This window comes from Propionicimonas sp. (assembly GCF_034927565.1).
GTDB lineage: Bacteria > Actinomycetota > Actinomycetes > Propionibacteriales > Propionibacteriaceae > Propionicimonas.
The window spans coordinates 1-15,581 of the sequence record NZ_JAYFPT010000120.1 but is presented as its reverse complement, the minus strand read 5'-3'; the positions used below and the strand labels follow the sequence as shown (position 1 = coordinate 15,581).

At 67.6% G+C, this 15,581-nt stretch carries 10 protein-coding genes; 6 read left to right on the top strand and 4 right to left on the bottom strand.

Features of this window, described 5'->3' with window-relative positions:
- Positions 1 to 409 precede the first annotated feature (409 nt).
- Genes VB080_RS15735 through VB080_RS15725 form a run of 3 tightly spaced genes read right to left on the bottom strand, consistent with a single transcriptional unit; the run spans position 410 to position 7,150 of the window.
- Entirely contained in the window at positions 410 to 5,350 is a 4,941-nt protein-coding gene (locus tag VB080_RS15735; RefSeq protein ID WP_323419392.1) for a PKD domain-containing protein, read from the bottom strand.
- Positions 5,343 to 6,611 (bottom strand): hypothetical protein, encoded by a 1,269-nt coding sequence (locus VB080_RS15730; RefSeq protein ID WP_323419391.1) that lies wholly within the window; start codon positions 6,609 to 6,611, stop codon positions 5,343 to 5,345. The genes VB080_RS15735 and VB080_RS15730 overlap by 8 nt, the downstream gene beginning before the upstream one ends.
- Entirely contained in the window at positions 6,611 to 7,150 is a 540-nt protein-coding gene (locus VB080_RS15725; protein WP_323419390.1) for a DUF4352 domain-containing protein, read from the bottom strand. Before VB080_RS15725 ends, VB080_RS15730 begins: the two co-directional genes overlap by 1 nt.
- A 427-nt stretch (positions 7,151 to 7,577) precedes the next feature.
- Between VB080_RS15725 and VB080_RS15720 the strand changes: the two genes are divergently transcribed.
- The 6 genes from VB080_RS15720 (at position 7,578) to VB080_RS15695 (ending at position 14,585) form a co-directional block, all read left to right on the top strand.
- On the top strand, positions 7,578 to 8,363 hold the full coding sequence (locus VB080_RS15720; protein WP_323419389.1) for an adenylyltransferase/cytidyltransferase family protein: 786 nt from the start codon (positions 7,578 to 7,580) through the stop codon (positions 8,361 to 8,363).
- Between the two features lie 119 nt (positions 8,364 to 8,482).
- The gene (locus VB080_RS15715) at positions 8,483 to 9,670 is read left to right on the top strand and encodes a DUF1972 domain-containing protein (RefSeq protein ID WP_323419393.1); all 1,188 of its coding nucleotides are present in this window, start codon (positions 8,483 to 8,485) and stop codon (positions 9,668 to 9,670) included.
- 12 nt (positions 9,671 to 9,682) lie between these two features.
- Positions 9,683 to 10,822 carry a Gfo/Idh/MocA family oxidoreductase gene (locus VB080_RS15710; RefSeq protein WP_323419388.1) on the top strand — a complete coding sequence of 380 codons (1,140 nt, stop codon included), beginning with the start codon at positions 9,683 to 9,685 and terminating at the stop codon, positions 10,820 to 10,822.
- 2 nt (positions 10,823 to 10,824) lie between these two features.
- Positions 10,825 to 11,694, top strand: a complete 870-nt coding sequence (locus tag VB080_RS15705) for a hypothetical protein (protein WP_323419387.1) — start codon at positions 10,825 to 10,827, stop codon at positions 11,692 to 11,694.
- Complete coding sequence (locus VB080_RS15700) at positions 11,694 to 12,842, top strand: glycosyltransferase (protein WP_323419386.1); 1,149 nt, start codon at positions 11,694 to 11,696, stop codon at positions 12,840 to 12,842. The genes VB080_RS15705 and VB080_RS15700 overlap by 1 nt, the downstream gene beginning before the upstream one ends.
- Positions 12,843 to 13,187: 345 nt before the next feature.
- On the top strand, positions 13,188 to 14,585 hold the full coding sequence (locus VB080_RS15695) for a sugar transferase (RefSeq protein WP_323419385.1): 1,398 nt from the start codon (positions 13,188 to 13,190) through the stop codon (positions 14,583 to 14,585).
- Between the two features lie 77 nt (positions 14,586 to 14,662).
- On the opposite strand, the gene rfbA is transcribed toward VB080_RS15695, so the two are convergent.
- Positions 14,663 to 15,532 carry a glucose-1-phosphate thymidylyltransferase RfbA gene (gene rfbA / locus VB080_RS15690; protein ID WP_323419384.1) on the bottom strand — a complete coding sequence of 290 codons (870 nt, stop codon included), beginning with the start codon at positions 15,530 to 15,532 and terminating at the stop codon, positions 14,663 to 14,665.
- Positions 15,533 to 15,581 lie beyond the last annotated feature (49 nt).

The following is a 15,581-nucleotide window of genomic DNA, read 5'->3' as shown; positions in this document are numbered from 1 at the left end:
TCTGCTGACTCCTGCCCGGTCAGCCAGCACCTCCCAGCGCTGACCGTCGCCACCACAACCGACAACGACACCCGAGCAGGCCTCCCCGGATAAGAACAACCAATGTCCCCCTACCGCTGCCGTGTCTACGCAGTGACCGTATGACGATGCCGGGCTTCACCCTCGCGTGCGGGCTCACCCCAACCACCACGCCTCATACACGATTCGTATACCTCAGTGCAGGAGTACGTCTCGGGCTTCCTCCCCACCCCGCCTCACGACGACGCAGTTGCCTCCGACTCAGGGTTAGCATCGCCGCCTCCCCCAGAGGACTCACACCTCCAATCAGTTGCCCATGCCGGGCGTACACGGCGCAAGGGGGCTGGCGGGGATTTCACCTCCCCACCAGCCCCCTTGCGGGCAGCCTCGATCAGCCCTCGGTGACCACCAGGTTGTCGAACATGCACATCACCGGCAGGTTGGTGGCCGAGCCCGAGACGTACGGGTTGAGGCCCACCGAGCCGGCCACCTGCAGGGACGCCGTGGAGTCCGTGGCAGTGCTGGTCCAGGCCGTCGGCTCACTGCCGCCGCTCCAGACCTTCACCTTCAGCGAGGTGGAGTTGGTGCCAGTCACCTGGAACCGCACATGGAGAGTGTCACCGGCGGCGTAGGTCAGGCCCGCGATCGTCTTGCTGGCCACCGTGGTCTCGGTGCTGCCGATCGTCCGCACCAGGTACACGACCACGCTCCCGTCGGACTGGAGCCGAACCTGGCTGGCGTAGTTGCCCACGCCCGCCACACTGCGTCCGATCGCACCGAGGTAGAGGCCGCCGCCGGTCGCCGGCTTGTCCACGCTCAGGTCGAAGGACATGTCAGCCTGAGTGGTGCTCACCGAGCCGAGCAGGGCCGTGTAGCCACTGCCGGGGTTGGAGAGGGTGACCCTGCCCTGGCCGCCGGAGACCGAGAACCTCGCGGCGCCAGTGGCGATCGTCCAGGCACCGCCGGACTCTGCCGCTCCCCAGCCGCTGGGAACCGATCGTTCGAAGCTGTCCTTGGCCAGCGCACTCGGAGCGGTCACGGTGATCTGCTTGGCCACCGAGTCGGTCGCACCGTTGTCATCGGTCACGGTCAACGTGACGGTGTAGGTGCCAGAACTCGCGTAGCTGTGCGTCGGGCTGACCCCGGTTCCGGTCTGGGTGTCGCCGAACTCCCAGGCGTAGGACGCCACCGTGCCGTCAGGATCAGACGATGCCGATCCGTCGAAGGAAGCGGTCAGCTCGACCGCCGTGCTGGTGAACGACGCCGTGGGTTTGGCGTTCGCAGCCACCGTCAGCGCGTGGCTGACGGTATCCGTGCCGCCACGGTTGTCGGTGACGGTCAGCTTCACCGGGTAGGTACCCGGGGCGGCATAGGTGTGGTTGGGGCTCACGCCGGTACCCACCTCGCCGTCGCCGAAGTCCCAGTCGTAGGACGCGATGGTGCCGTCGGGATCGGCCGAACCGGAGGCATCGAAGGAGGCCTTGGCCCGGTCAACCGTCGAGGTGAAGGCCGCGCTCGGCGTCTGGTTGGCGGCCAGCGCCTGCACGGAGTGCGTCACCGTCGCGGTCCCGCCGCGGTTGTCCGTGACGGTCAGCGTGACCTGGTAGGTCCCCGGCTGCTGGTAGGTGTGCGAGGCGGTCTGCCCCGTCCCCGTGCCGGTGTCACCGAAGTCCCACGCGTAGGACGCGATGGTGCCGTCCGGGTCACTGGAGCCGCCACCGTCGAACTGCACCGCCAGATCGGACACCTGGCTGGTGAACGCCGCGGTCGGCAGCTGGTTCGGAGCGTCCGCGGTCTCGACCGTCTGGGTGAGGACATTCGTCGCACCCTGGTCGTCGGTAACGGTGAGCGTCACGGCGAAGCTGTCGGTGGTGGCGTACTCGTGGGTGACCACAGCCCCCGTCGCGCTGGTGCCGTCGCCGAAGTCCCACGCGTAGCCAGCGATGGTGCCGTCCGCGTCGGTCGAGCCAGCGGCGTCGAAGGACACCGTGTGCTGGTTGACCGAGCTGGTGAAGGCGGCTGTCGGCGGCTGGTTGGCGACGACCGTCACGGTCTGGGTGACGGCATTGCTCAGCCCGTCCGGATCGGTGACGGTCAGTGTGACCTGGTAGCTCCCCGCGCTGCCATAGGCGTGGCTGGCGGTCGCCCCGGTGCCGGTGGTGCCGTCACCGAAGCTCCAGGCGTAGCTCAGGTCACCACCCTCCGGGTCGGTGGAGGTGCTGCCGTCCACCGCCGCCGTCAGGAAGGACGTCGTCGAGGTGAACGCCGCCACCGGAGGTCGGTTGGGCGCCGCCCGCCCGGCGGCCGCATAGTGCGCACGTACTGCATCCTCGGTCAACGCCTTCGGATACACCGCCGCCTCGTCCAGCGTGCCGTCGAGGTAGTTGCTGGTGGCTCCCGACCAGTTCCGGTCGCCGCCGATCCGCCAGTAGCCGGTGTAGGCCTGGCCGGAGGTCGCCGAGTTGGTGCCGATCAACTGGGCGTCGACATAGAACTTCATCCCGTCGGCACCCTGTGTGGCGGCCACGTGGTGCCACTGGCCGTCGTTGTAGCTGGCGGTCGAGGTGATCGTCTGCTGGCTGCCGGGGTTGGTCCCGAAGGACAGTTTGCCGGTGTTCTGCATCCAGACATGCCGGTCGTAGGTCGAGCTCAGCCCGCTGGTGGCGTTGCCGAAGCCGATCAGCTTTCCACCCTTTGCCGTGGTGGTCTTGAACCAGAGTTCCGCGGTGAAGGCTGCCGGCGCCACCCAGGGCTGCTTGGCGACGATCAGGCTGCTGCTGCCGTTGAACTTCGCTGCCGTGTTGCCGCTGATCGGACCCTCGACTCCGCGGGTCACCGCAGAGACGACATTGCCGGTGTTGCCGGAACCGGACGAATCGACAGCAGCCCCGCTGGTCTCGCCGAGTCGCCAGTACAGATCCGGCTGGTCGGCAAGGATCGCGGTCGCGTACGCGTCGGTCGGGAGAGCAGGCCAGGTTGCCGTGCGTCCGCTCTGGACGTAGTGGGACTGCACCTCGCTGAGACTCAGCGCGGTGGGATAGGTCGCCACCTCGTCGATCGAGCCCACCAGGGCGGTGTCCGTCGGCTTGTTGGTGAAGCCGGTGGTGGTATCAGCCCCCAGCCTCCAGAAGCCGGTGTAGTCGCGCGGCGTGGTGTAGCGCTGGTCGCGGGCCACCCGCGCCCCGTCGACGAACAACTGCATGCCGTTGTCGTCCACGGTGCCGACCACGTGGTGCCACTGGCCGTCCCTGATCCCGCTCGTCGCCGTGATGGTGCGCGCGGCGGTGTCGTTGATCATGAAGTTGGGCCGCCCGGAGGTGTCCAGGTACAACACCCGGTCGGTCGTGGACGAGGCCGCCGAGGTGCCGTCCTGGCTGCCGAAACCAATGATCCGGCCGCCGCGGCTGCTGGTGGTCTTCACCCAGGCCTCGACCGAGAAGGTGCGCGGTGCAGCCTCGGGCGTGGTGGTGATCACCGAGCCGGAACCGGTGCTGGTGGCGGCGGTGTCGGTCTCACTCAGCAGGGCACCTGTCCCACCCAGGGTCTCGCCACTCGGAGTGCCGTGGGCGCTGCCGATGGCATCGGTCACCAGCGAGCTGCCGGCTGGCTCGTCGAGACGCCACAGGTGGCTGGCCCCGTGACCGGCCAGCAGGTTGGCATAGGCGGAGGCGCTGTCGGTAACCGTGACATAGCTCGACCAGGCAGACCACTGCACGTTGCCGGCCGGGTCGGTCGCCCTGGTCTGGTATCTCACCTGGGTGCCGGGGGCCAGACCGGTGTCGGTGACCGTGTACTTGGGCAGGCTCCAGAACTCGGCGTCGTTCTTGGTGACCGTCGCGATCCTGGTCATCCCCGAGCCGACGCCGCGGTAGACGTCGTAGGTGGTCGTGGTGTCATCGGCGTCGTACATCGCGCCGAACACCACCCGCACGGCTCCACCCGAGGTCGGGAGCGGGGTCGGAGCGGAGCCGGCGCTGGGCGTCGGCTTGAGGCCGTTGGAGATCGGCTTCTTCGCGAACCGGACCAGGCTCTGCTGCGCGGTGCCGTTGACCCTCGGGAACTCGCCGCCGATCACCAGGTAGTCGCCATTGCCGCCGATGGCCCAGCCCGCCTGTTGCGCTGAGGTGTAGGTGCCGAAGGCGAAATCGGGGTACCAGTGGAGCACGCCGGTGTAGGGAATACCGGTGTAGTCCCAGCCGTAGGCGTCCTTGCGGGTCGTGACACCGATGGCTGGCCCGATGCGCTCGGCGCTGGCCTTCGTCCACCGATTCCGCGGATTGGTGTCGGGAACCCCGCCCACCAGCGAGCAGTCATGGTCGTGGCTGACGGTGTACAGCGCACCGTCCATCGGGAAGGTGTCATAGGTGTCGCCGAGGCAGTCGTTGACCCAGTTCAGCGTGCCGGTGGCCGGGTCGGCGGAGAAGGTGCCCTCGAAGGATGCCCCGGAACCGAAGGCGTAGCCTGCGCCGAAGATCGACGTCCCGTCGGTGGACACCGTCGTGATCGCGCCGTTGGCGCCGCCGGTGCGCACCCGGTTGTTCGCGTCCCAGGCCAGGGTTGTTCCGGTGGAGGCATCGATCGAGCCCATGCCGTAGGCGGAGACACCGTTGATCGTGAGGAAGGAGCCGCCGGCGATGATCCGGGACTTGTCGGGTGAAGCCACCATCGCGAACACGTAGCCGCTGGAGCCGCCGTCCGGAGCCCACGGCAACAGGCTGCCGGTGCTCGCGTTGTAGGCAGCGAAGAGGGTACGCACCTCACCGTTCGCGGACCGGAAGTTGCCGCCGGCGTAGAGCGTGTTCCCGATCGGCACCAGCCCGCGCACCTGGCCGTCGGTGCGCACGTTCAGCGAGGTCAGGGGGGCGCCCGTAGCGGTGAGGTCGAAGGCGGCGATGTGGCTGCGCGCCACCCCGTCGACCTCCGTGAAGTCGCCACCCACGTAGAGCCTGGTGCCGGACTCGTTCGCCCGGATGACCAGCCCCTGAGCGTTCAGGGAGTGGTCGAAGGCCACCGGGTTCCCGGTGGTCACGTCGAAGGCGAAGATGTTCTTCGCCGGCACCGACAGAGCGCTGGTGGCCGCCTCGCCCGGCGGCCTTGCCTTGGTGAAATCACCGGTGGCGTAGGCGGTGTTGCCGACCACCACGGTGCTCCAGACCACACCGTTGAGCTGCCAGGTGGGCAGCGCCTCGGCGGTGACCGTATCCGGGTCACTCGGGAGCTGTACGGCCTCCGCCGTGACGGGGGCGATGCCCACCAGTCCGGTGGTCAGGGCCAGCACGCCCGCGGTGAGAAGGCCAACGCGCTTGCGCAGGCGTGACGTGGAATCAGACATGGCTCATCCTGGGTTCAGTGACGGACGTGGAGATAGGAGACTGGGACAGGGGCGTCAGAACGAACCGACGCACCAGGAGGCCACCGAAGAAGAGCCCGGCGGCAAGTGCAAACGGAGTCCAGTCGGGGCTGACCCCGCTGGCAAGCATCGCCGTGAGAACGGCGATGGCGAAGCTCGCGTCAATGACGCGACAGCCGAACACCCGGCGCTGGCCACCCTTGACCGCCGCCAGGCTGGCGAACGGCTGGAACGAGGCCGTCGCCATTACGTAGACAACCCACCCGATGACGGTGAGTCGCTGGATCTGGAAACTGGGTCCGCTGATCAGGTGGCCCAGGTAGGGGGCCGCCGCGACGATGGCCACGCCCAGCAGCAGCGCGCCGGACATCATCATCAGGGAGGTCTGACGGGCGCGGCGGCGAAGCGCCGCAATACCGAGTTCGGAGTCGCGGACGTAGCTGGACAGCAGGTACGACCCGAGGCCCTGGACGGTGAGCAGGACCGGCGCAACGAAGATCCGGGCTCCCTCGACCATGCCCAGCGCAGCGCCGCCGGCGAAGGCGGTGACCAGCACGCGGGAGACAGTCAGGACCACCTGCGGAACGGCAACCTGGGCGCCACGCCAGGCGCCGAAGGAAGCGACGTACCGCAGGCTGGCGCCGCGCATGCTCAGCCAGATCCGCTCCTCGCGGGGCAGCAGGATGATCCCGACCAGGATTCCCGCCAGCTGGCCCACCAGCAAGGCGGCGAAGAACGCCTCGACGGTGATCGAGTGGGTGAGCGCGAAGACGGTGATGATCGCCAGCGCGGTTCCGACCGCCACGCTGTCCAGGATCACCAGTCGCCAGAACTGCATCACGCCCATGAACACCCGGCGGATCAGTTCCTCGAACTGGAACGCCATCAACGCTCCGGCGAACAGCAGGGCCTGGAACGGAGTGAGAGCGGTCAGCCCCATGCCGATGCCGGCGACGGTGCCGCTCACCAGGCCGATCACGATCGCCCAGGTCTGCAGCGCCCCCCGGATGCTGGGCCGGGAGCGGTCCAGGATCACCAGTGAGTCGCCGATCATGCCGCTGGCCAGCGCGGTCGCGAGCACGATCACGCCCAGCGACAGGCTGATCAGCCCCAGGCCCTGGGCGCCGAGCGTCCAGGAGGCGACGATCTGCAGCCCGAAGCTGCCGACCGCCTGCCAGACCTGAGCCACCACCGCCCCGGCGGCGCGGGAACGGATCAGGGAGAGGATGCGACCAGCCGCCATCAGCCGAGCCCTCCACGGAACACCGCCGAGGTGTGGACGCCGTCGAAGTCGACCACCACGGTGACCTTCGACCGGGAAGCCTTCGGCACGGCGAAGGCGTACGCCGCCTTCACCTTCTTGCCAGCCTTGAGCTCGCCGACGAAGTCGGCCACCTTGGCCTCTTCGGCGTACACCGGGTTCACCGGCTGGCCGTCCTTGTCCAGCACGGTGACCACAACGGTGTCCAGCGAGAGGTCGCGATCACTGCCGTTGTCGATCTCGAGGTCGAGGACGGCGAACTCGCGACCCGGGAAGGCGCCCGGGCCCTTGCCCGTCTCCTTGCCGAAACTCACCGCGCGGATCTGGAGCACCACACCGTCGGAATAGGAGACCTTGGAGTCGGTGTCGGCCGGCTTGGCCGTGATCGTCGGAGTGGCTCCGTCGCTGCGCTGCACCTTCGGGACCGGCTGGCTCGCGCTGGTCGGAACCGCGGTCGGGCTGGTCGGTACCACCGTCGCGCTGGCGGACGGCGAAGGCGACGGTTCCGGACCGGCGATCACCACCGGCGTGTCGGTTGGAGTGGCCTCGGTCGGCTGCGCCGACGGCGTTGTCTCAGGCTGCGCCGTGCAGCCGGCCACCAGTGCAACCGCGGCAACCGCCGCAGCGCACGCAATCCGAACAGAACTCCCCACAGCGTTCCCCCCCGAGACGCTCACATGGAGAAAGTGATTGATCTGGCGGCCTACCCCCCGATACGCCGTCACGCGGACATGCCGCAACTCCCCCCGCAGAGGACTGTAGCAGCAGGTTCCGACCGCTGTCACCCTTTGTCCACGCGGTTTCGGCCAGGTTGGATGAGCAACACTGCGCAGCCTGGACGGCCTCCTGGCAGCACACAACGTTTGTCGCATCGACGAATTCATGGGAAGATGGCCGCGATGTAGCTGGCGGGGGGTCGGTTGCTTCGCTTTCCGGGGGGAAAAGCACATGAGAATGGGCTATTTGCTGTCCGTCTTCGACATGGTTGATGTGGGGGACGTTGACGTTGTCCGTCAAGCCGCTGAACGCACCGATCGAGTCGAGGCTCGGGTGCTGTCGGACGAGACCGTGTTCGGGATCACCGGCCAGCAACCGGTCATCCCGGAGCGCGAGCGGCTGGAGATCATCGGATCTGTGCGCGAGGTCGCAGACGCAGCCATCTACGACGCGTCCAGTCCGCTGAAGGTGCGCGACGAGGACATCGTCTACGGTCGGCGCGATGTGGCGATCGGCCGGATGCAGGTGGACCACTGGCTGGAACCGCGCCTGATCCCGGACTCGGCCCAGGAGTTGACACCGCCACTCGAACTCGCCGCCGGTGGCGGCGTCCTGGGCTACGTCCCGGGCGCCTGGGACAGGTTCCACATCGGGCATCTCAATATCCTCCGGCGCGCGCGGGATAACTGCGACCGCCTGGTCGTCGGTGTGGTGAGCGACAACGCGCTGTTCGAGGCAAAGGGCAAGCTGCCGATGGTGCCGCTCGCTGAGCGGATGCGCGTGGTTGCCGCAATGGACATCGTGGACGCGACCGTCGTCGACTACTCCAGCAGCAAGCTGGAGGTCTGGGACAGGGTGCATTTCGACATCCTGTTCAAGGGCGATGACTGGCGGGGCACTGCCAAGGGTGACCGGCTCGAGGCCGAGATGGCCAGCGTCGGCGCCACGGTGCACTACTTCCCGTACACGGCCCACACGTCCTCGACCGCACTGCGGCAGATTCTCGCCACTCGCTGAGGTCTGCCCACCCGGCACGCCCGGGTTCCCGCTACGCTGGGGGCTGCCCGGTCGCACACCCCACCCCAGGACGTGCATCCTTGCGCGACTGGCCACCGAAGGAGTCTCACGTCTTGCCTGTGAACCACACCGATCCGGTCCGAGCTGACGCTCCCGCCGGCGAGGACGATCCACGGCCCACCGTCCGCATCCTCGGAACCCACGGCGTCCCGGCCAACTACGGCGGCTTCGAGACCGCGGCCGAGAAGGTCGGCCTGCATCTGCTCGCCGCCGGCTGGCGGGTGATCGTCTACTGCCAGGTGGAGGGAACCGGGGAGATCAGCTACGACCAGTGGCGCGGCCTGGAGCGGGTCAACGTCCCGGTCGACCTGCCCGGCTGGCGAGGCACCTCGCTGTTCGACCTCAAGTGCGTTCGGCACGCCAGCGGGTTCAACGACCTGTGCCTGGTCTTCGGCTACAACACCGGGATCTTCAACGTCTGGCAACGACTCAAGCGGATCCCGATGGTGATCAACATGGACGGCATCGAGTGGTCCCGGGCACGCTGGGGCGTCCCCCGTCAGGCCATCCTCTATGTCAACGAGCGGTTCTCGGCACTGGCAGGCAACCACCTGATCGCCGACCATCCCGAGATCGAGAAGTACCTGTGGACCAGGGCGCCCAAGCGCAAGGTGACGATGATCGCCTACGGAGCCGACGAGGTGCTCACCGCGGACGAGGGGCCGGTCCGGGAGCTCGGCCTGGAGCCGGGCGGCTACCTCACCCTGATCTGCCGCCCGATCCCGGAGAACTCGATCCTCGAGATCGTGCAGGGCTTCTCCGCCCGTCCCCGCTCGCACAAGCTGGTGATCCTGGGCAACTACGACCCGGCCACCGACGACTACCACCGGCAGGTGGTCGAGGCCGCCTCGAAGGACGTGGTCTTCGCCGGTGCGATCTTCGACCCCGAGGTGGTGCAGCCGCTGCGGTTCCACAGCGCGCTGTACCTGCACGGCCACACCGTCGGTGGCACCAATCCGTCACTGGTCGAGGCCCTGGGCGCGGGCAATCCCGTCCTCGCTCACGACAATCCCTACAACCGCTGGACAGCCGGTCCCGAGCAGGCGTACTTCACCACGGCGGCCGATGTCGAAGCCGCCCTGGACGAGGTGCTGGGCTCCCCGGAACGGCTCGAGCAGATGAGTCAGGCCGCCCGGGCGCGCTACCACGCCGGGCTCACCTGGCAGCAGGTGGGCGAGCAGTACCGTCTGCTGCTGGACCGCTACCTACCCAAGAACCCGAAGAACTCACGATCCGGGAGGCACTGAACGATGGTGAAAGTGGCCGTTATCGGCCTGGGCAAGATGGGCATCTCGCACCTGTCCATGGTGCGGGCGCTGCCTGGGGTGGAGGTGGTCGGCATCGTCGACACCACCACCTACGTGCTCGGCGTGTTGAAGAAGTACACAGGGTTGGAGACCTACACCTCGATCGACAAGCTGCTGGCGGCGCAGCAGCCGGATGCGGCGATCGTCGCCACGCCCTCCCGGCTGCACTACCCGATGGTGAAGCAGTTGCTCGAGGCGGGGGTGGCGGTGTTCTGCGAGAAACCGTTCACGCTCAGCGGCACCGAGGGCGAGGAGTTGGTCGCGCTGGCACAGGCCAGGGGTCTGGTGACCCAGGTGGGGTACCACAACCGCTTCGTCGGCGCCTTCGGTGAGGTGAAGCGACTGCTGGACGCCGGCGCGATCGGGACGGTGACCCACGGCCTGGCCGAGTCCTACGGACCGGTCGTGCTGAAACCGCAGGGTGGCACCTGGCGGAGCAAGAGCAGTGAGGGCGGCGGCTGCCTCTACGACTACGCCGCGCACCCGCTCAACCTGATCAACTGGTACCTGGGCGAGCCCGTCGGCGTCGGCGGCACCGTGCTGAACAGCGTGTTCTCCGCGGAGATCGACGACGAGGTGTCCTCGACCCTCTACTACGGCCAGGGCCGGACCGTCTCGGTGTCGGTGAACTGGTCGGACGAGTCGGTTCGCAAGATGACCACCCGGATCACGCTGTGGGGAACCGGAGGACGGATCTTCGCCGACCGCCAGGAAATCCAGGTCTACCTGCGCGAGGACACCACCATCCCGGAGGGCTACAACCCGGGCTGGAACGTCCGCTACACCACCGAGCTGACCCAGCCGGTCGAGTTCTACCTGCGGGGCGAGGAGTACACCGCCCAGCTCGCCCACTTCGTGGAGCGGGTGCGCACCGGGTCGCTCGGGGGCGAGAACACCTTCGCCTCGGCACTGGTCACCGACAAGCTGATCGAGCGGATGGTCGAGGATTCCCGCCGAGGTCCGTCGGTGCGGCTCAGCGACGCGGTGGAGGCGCCCGCACCAGCGCCCCGGCGGTCGCTGCCGGCGCGAGCCGTGGACGCGGTGCGGTCCGGCATCGGTCGAGCCCGGACGCTGTTCTCGGGCAGGAAGTGAGGATGACGATGGACAGACTGCTCTTCGGGGACAACCAGTTCTTCGGGGTCAACCACATGTCGGAGGAGAAGGCGCGTCAGCAGCAGATGCGCTTCCAGCACATCGACGCGGTGATCGACGTCCTGAAGGACGCCTATGCCGAGGGTGTCACCACCTTCATGTGCACCACGCACGACCGGATCGGCGAGGTGGCGGACTACTTCCGCGAGAACCGCGCCACCTACCCGGACTTCACCTTCTTCCCGGGCATGCCGTATGCGCACAAATATGCCAACGCTGTCACCACCGACGGCATGATGGGCGCGCTGAAGCGGTTCCTGCCCGACTCAGGCTTCCTCGACGCCGCGATGCGCGGCACGTCCTCGCTGGTGGGCAAGGACATCGAGGGCATCGTCACGCTGCTGATCGACACCGAGATGAAGATGTTCGAGGGCCTGCCGACACCGGTGATCTGGCTGCAGAACGTGGTCACCGACCTGCTGCTCGGGATGGGCTTCAACGACGCCTTCAGCATCTTCGCCGAGCACGTCCGCAGCAAGTACAACGCCGAGCCCGGCTTCATCACGATGAACCTGCCGAAACTGGCCGAGGCGCTGAGCGCGCAGGGCATCTCGTCCCCGCTGATCTGCTCCAACATCAACAAGCTCGGCTTCCGGATGTCCGGCGGGATGGAGGCCTACCACCGGGCGCTGGAGTCGCACGACTTCCGCCCGGTGGCGATGTCGGTCTACGCCTCCGGCGCGATCCCGCCCGACGAGGCGATCCAGTGGGTGTGCGAGCAGCCGAACATCGAGGCGATCGTGTTCGGCGCCTCCTCGCGGCGGAACATCGCCAGCACCCGCGAGCTGGTCGACAGGTACTGGACGACGTAATGCCTGCTGACCCGCGCACCGTCCTGATCTGCAACCCCGGCGCCGACCTCTACGGTTCCGACCGGATGGTGGTGGAAAGCGTCAGGGCGCTGGTCGAGGGTGATTTCACCGTGTTCGTCACGGTGCCCGGCCCGGGTCCGCTGATCGACCTGCTGACCGGCGCCGGGGCCACGGTGCTGGAGCAGCCGACGCCGATCATCCGCCGGAGCCTGCTCTCCCCCGGTGGCCTGCTGCAACTGGCACGCGAGACGCTCTCGGCGTGGGGCCCGTCCTGGCAGCTGCTGAAGTACACGAATGCGGGGACGGTGCTGGTGAACACCATCACTCCCCCGCTCTGGCCGCTGCTGGGGAAACTGGCCCGGCGCCGGGTCGTCTGCCATGTGCATGAGGCCGAGAGCACGGTGTCCCCGCTGCTGCGCCGGGCGCTGTACCTGCCGCTGTCGTTCGCCGACCGGATCGTGATCAACAGCCAGTTCACCCGCCACGTCCTGGGTGAGTCGGCGAGTTGGCTGACCGACCGGGCGAGGGTGGTCTACAACACCGTTTCCGGACCGTCACAGGTGGTTCTGGCCAGAGCCGACCTGACCGCACCGATCCGGCTGCTCTACGTCGGACGACTGTCCCAGCGGAAGGGGCCGCAGGTTGCGGTGGAGGCCGTCCGCCAACTCCGGGAACGGGGCCGCGACGTACAGCTCGACCTGCTGGGGGCCGTGTTCCCCGGCAACGAGGCGTACGAAGAGGGGCTGCGGGAACAGGTCGCCGAGGCCGGTCTGGCCGACGCGGTGCGCTTCCTCGGCTTCCGTCCGGCCATCTGGGACACAGTGGCAGAAGCCGACATCGTCGTGATCCCGGCTCTGGTCGACGAATCCTTCGGTAACACCGCCGTCGAGGCCTCCCTGGCCGGCCGGCCGTTGATCGTCAGTGAGATCGCCGGCCTCAAAGAGGCCAGCGAGGCGGCGACCAGCCGGATCTTCGTGCCTGCTGCGGACGCGACCGCGATAGCGGACGCCGTCGAGGCCATAGCCGACGACTGGACCAGCTACGCCGAGAAGGCGTCCACCGATGCCGTGCTGCTGGCCGACCGGTTCTCGTTCCGCCAGTACGCCGACGGTCTGATCGACGCGATGGGGCTGGACACCGGGGTCTGAGACTGACGAGCTGGCGGGCGCCCTGACGGGAACGCCCGCCAGCTCTGCGTTTGCCCGGGTCCGCTTCCCCGGCCGGATTCGGACGGGGAACCCCGTTCCCACGCCCCGACCGGCCCGGGAACGTCCATGATCTGACCGGATCCACGAGGGCGTTTGCAATTGACCTCCAGTCCGTGTTCAATAAGCCCATCGACCTGAGCGCTGGGGGGCGTATCGTCGATGCGACTTTCGGGGGGAAAGTCGGGGGGGACGGTCTGAACCGGGGGGATCATGACCACAGTTGGTGCGCACTTTGACGCGCTCACTCTTGATCAAAGGCAATCAAAAACCGACCGCTGGCAGCGGATGGTCAGTCCGCGCGCCCAGCAGGCAGTGCTGTGCTCTGTGGACACCGCTACCGTGGTCATCACCAGCCTGATTGCTTTCGCTGCGCGTGGCCTGCTGCCTTTCGGCGACCCGATCGCCAGCGCAAACATCTTCACCGCGACCGTCGCGATCGGCATCGTGTGGGTGCTGGGCATGGCGGCCTTCGGGGTCTACGCGATCCGGCACGTCCGCGCCGGTGCTACCGAGTACAAGCGGGTGATCACCGCGTCCGCCACGGTGGCCGGCGCTGTCGGGATCATCTGCTATCTGCTCGACGTCGACTACCCGCGCGGGATCTTCATCCTGTGGTTCGCACTCGGCACGCTCGGCATGGTCGTCTCGCGGTTCACCCGCCGGCAGGTCATGCACCGGCTGCACCTCCGGGGCCACCTGCAGACGCCGGTGCTGGTGGCTGGCGCTGACCATCACGTCGATGCCATCGCCGGTGTGCTGCGCCGGGAGAACTGGCTGGGCTACCGGGTCGCCGGGGCCATCACCCGTGAGCACCTCACCGAGACCGCCACCGGCCTGCCGGTGCTGGGCAACCTCGACAAGCTGGTCGACGTGATCGCCGAACACCGGATCGACACCGTGATCTTCGCCGAGGGCTCCTTCAACAGCCCCGACGAGTTCCGTCGCCTGGCCTGGAAGCTGGAGGACCACGACACCCAGATCATCGTGGTGCCGACCCTGACCGATGTCGGCTCGCACCGGCTGGACGTCCGTCCGCTCGCCGGCCTTCCGCTGGTGGATGTCGACCGCCCGCAGGCGATCGAGGCCGGGCGCTGGATCAAGCGGGCGTTCGACATCGTCGGTGCCGGGGTGCTCCTGGTGCTCGCCTCGCCGATCCTGCTGGCGACCGCTATCGCGATCAAACTTGAGGACGGCGGCCCGGTGCTGTTCAAGCAGCCGCGGGTCGGCCTGAAGGGCGAGGAGTTCTTCTGCCTGAAGTTCCGCAGCATGTGCACCGACGCCGAGGCGAAGCTGGCCGAGCTCCAGGCGCAGAACGAGGGCGCCGGAGTGCTGTTCAAGATGACCAACGATCCCCGGATCACCAAGGTCGGCAAGTTCATCCGGCGGTTCTCGATCGATGAACTGCCCCAGCTGTGGAACGCCTTCCGTGGCGACATGAGCCTGGTCGGTCCCAGGCCCGCCCTGCCGCGTGAGGTTGCGCAGTACGACTCCGACACCATGCGACGCCTTGATGTCCGCCCCGGCCTGACTGGCCTGTGGCAGGTGTCGGGACGCTCCAACCTGTCGTGGGAGGACACCGTCCGCCTCGACCTCTACTACGTGGATAACTGGTCGATGACCCAGGATCTGATGATCCTGGCGAAGACCGCAAAGGCAGTCGTCGGTTCGGACGGCGCCTACTAACAAAGACCTGGTGGCGCCGTTTCCCTCGTCCCCCGACCCGGCGCCACCAGCCAACCAGGGAGGCTGCGACCCCTGCTCTACCGGGGGGTTTCGAGCAGTAGTCGCAGATATGTCCCGTACCCGGACTTCTCCAGCGGAATCGCCCGCTGGAGAAGTTCGGCGTCTGAGAGAAACCCCTGTCGCCAGGCGACTTCCTCCGGGCACCCGACCTGCAGGCCCTGGCGGGCCTGGATGGTGCGCACGAAGTTGCTGGCGTCGTTGAGCGAGTCGAAGGTTCCGGTATCCAGCCAGGCGGTGCCCCGCGGCAGCACCGAGACCTGCAGCGTGCCTCGCTCCAGGTACACCCGATTGACGTCGGTGATCTCGTACTCCCCACGTGCTGACGGCGCCAGGCTCGCGGCGATGTCGACCACGTCGGCGTCGTAGAAGTAGAGCCCCGGCACGGCGTAGTGCGACTTGGGGTGTTCCGGCTTCTCCTCGATCGAGATTGCCCGGCCGCCGGCGTCGAACTCCACCACGCCGTAGGCGGAGGGTTCGGCCACCCAGTAGCCGAACACCGCGGCGCCCTCGATGTCAGCGTTCAGCCGCAGCTGGCTGCCGACGCCCTGGCCGTAGAAGATGTTGTCTCCCAGAACCAGGCAGGCCTTCTCGCCGTCCAGGAAGTCGGCGCCGATCGTGAACGCCTGCGCCAATCCCTTCGGTTCGGGCTGGACCGCATAGTCGATCGAGATCCCGAACCGCTCGCCGTCGCCGAGAACCCGCTTGAAGCCCGCCTGCTCGTGCGGCGTGGTGATCACCAGCACCTCGCGTATCCCCGCCAGCAGCAAGGTCGACAAGGGGTAGTAGATCATGGGTTTGTCGTAGACCGGGACGAGTTGCTTGCTGGTCGCCATGGTGATCGGGTGCAGCCTCGTACCCGATCCGCCAGCCAGGATGATGCCACGCATGGCATGAGTCTGGCATGCCTGGGTGAGGACGCCCAAGACATACCCCTAG

What these genes read in the sequence shown, in the direction of transcription:
- VB080_RS15695 (WP_323419385.1), top strand. Translation starts at nt 13,188, where the DNA reads ATGGTCAGTCCGCGCGCCCAGCAGGCAGTGCTGTGCTCTGTGGACACC.
- VB080_RS15720 (WP_323419389.1), top strand. Translation starts at nt 7,578, where the DNA reads ATGAGAATGGGCTATTTGCTGTCCGTCTTCGACATGGTTGATGTGGGG.
- VB080_RS15705 (WP_323419387.1), top strand. Translation starts at nt 10,825, where the DNA reads ATGACGATGGACAGACTGCTCTTCGGGGACAACCAGTTCTTCGGGGTC.
- VB080_RS15700 (WP_323419386.1), top strand. Translation starts at nt 11,694, where the DNA reads ATGCCTGCTGACCCGCGCACCGTCCTGATCTGCAACCCCGGCGCCGAC.
- rfbA (WP_323419384.1), bottom strand. Translation starts at nt 15,532, where the DNA reads ATGCGTGGCATCATCCTGGCTGGCGGATCGGGTACGAGGCTGCACCCG.
- VB080_RS15735 (WP_323419392.1), bottom strand. Translation starts at nt 5,350, where the DNA reads ATGTCTGATTCCACGTCACGCCTGCGCAAGCGCGTTGGCCTTCTCACC.
- VB080_RS15730 (WP_323419391.1), bottom strand. Translation starts at nt 6,611, where the DNA reads ATGGCGGCTGGTCGCATCCTCTCCCTGATCCGTTCCCGCGCCGCCGGG.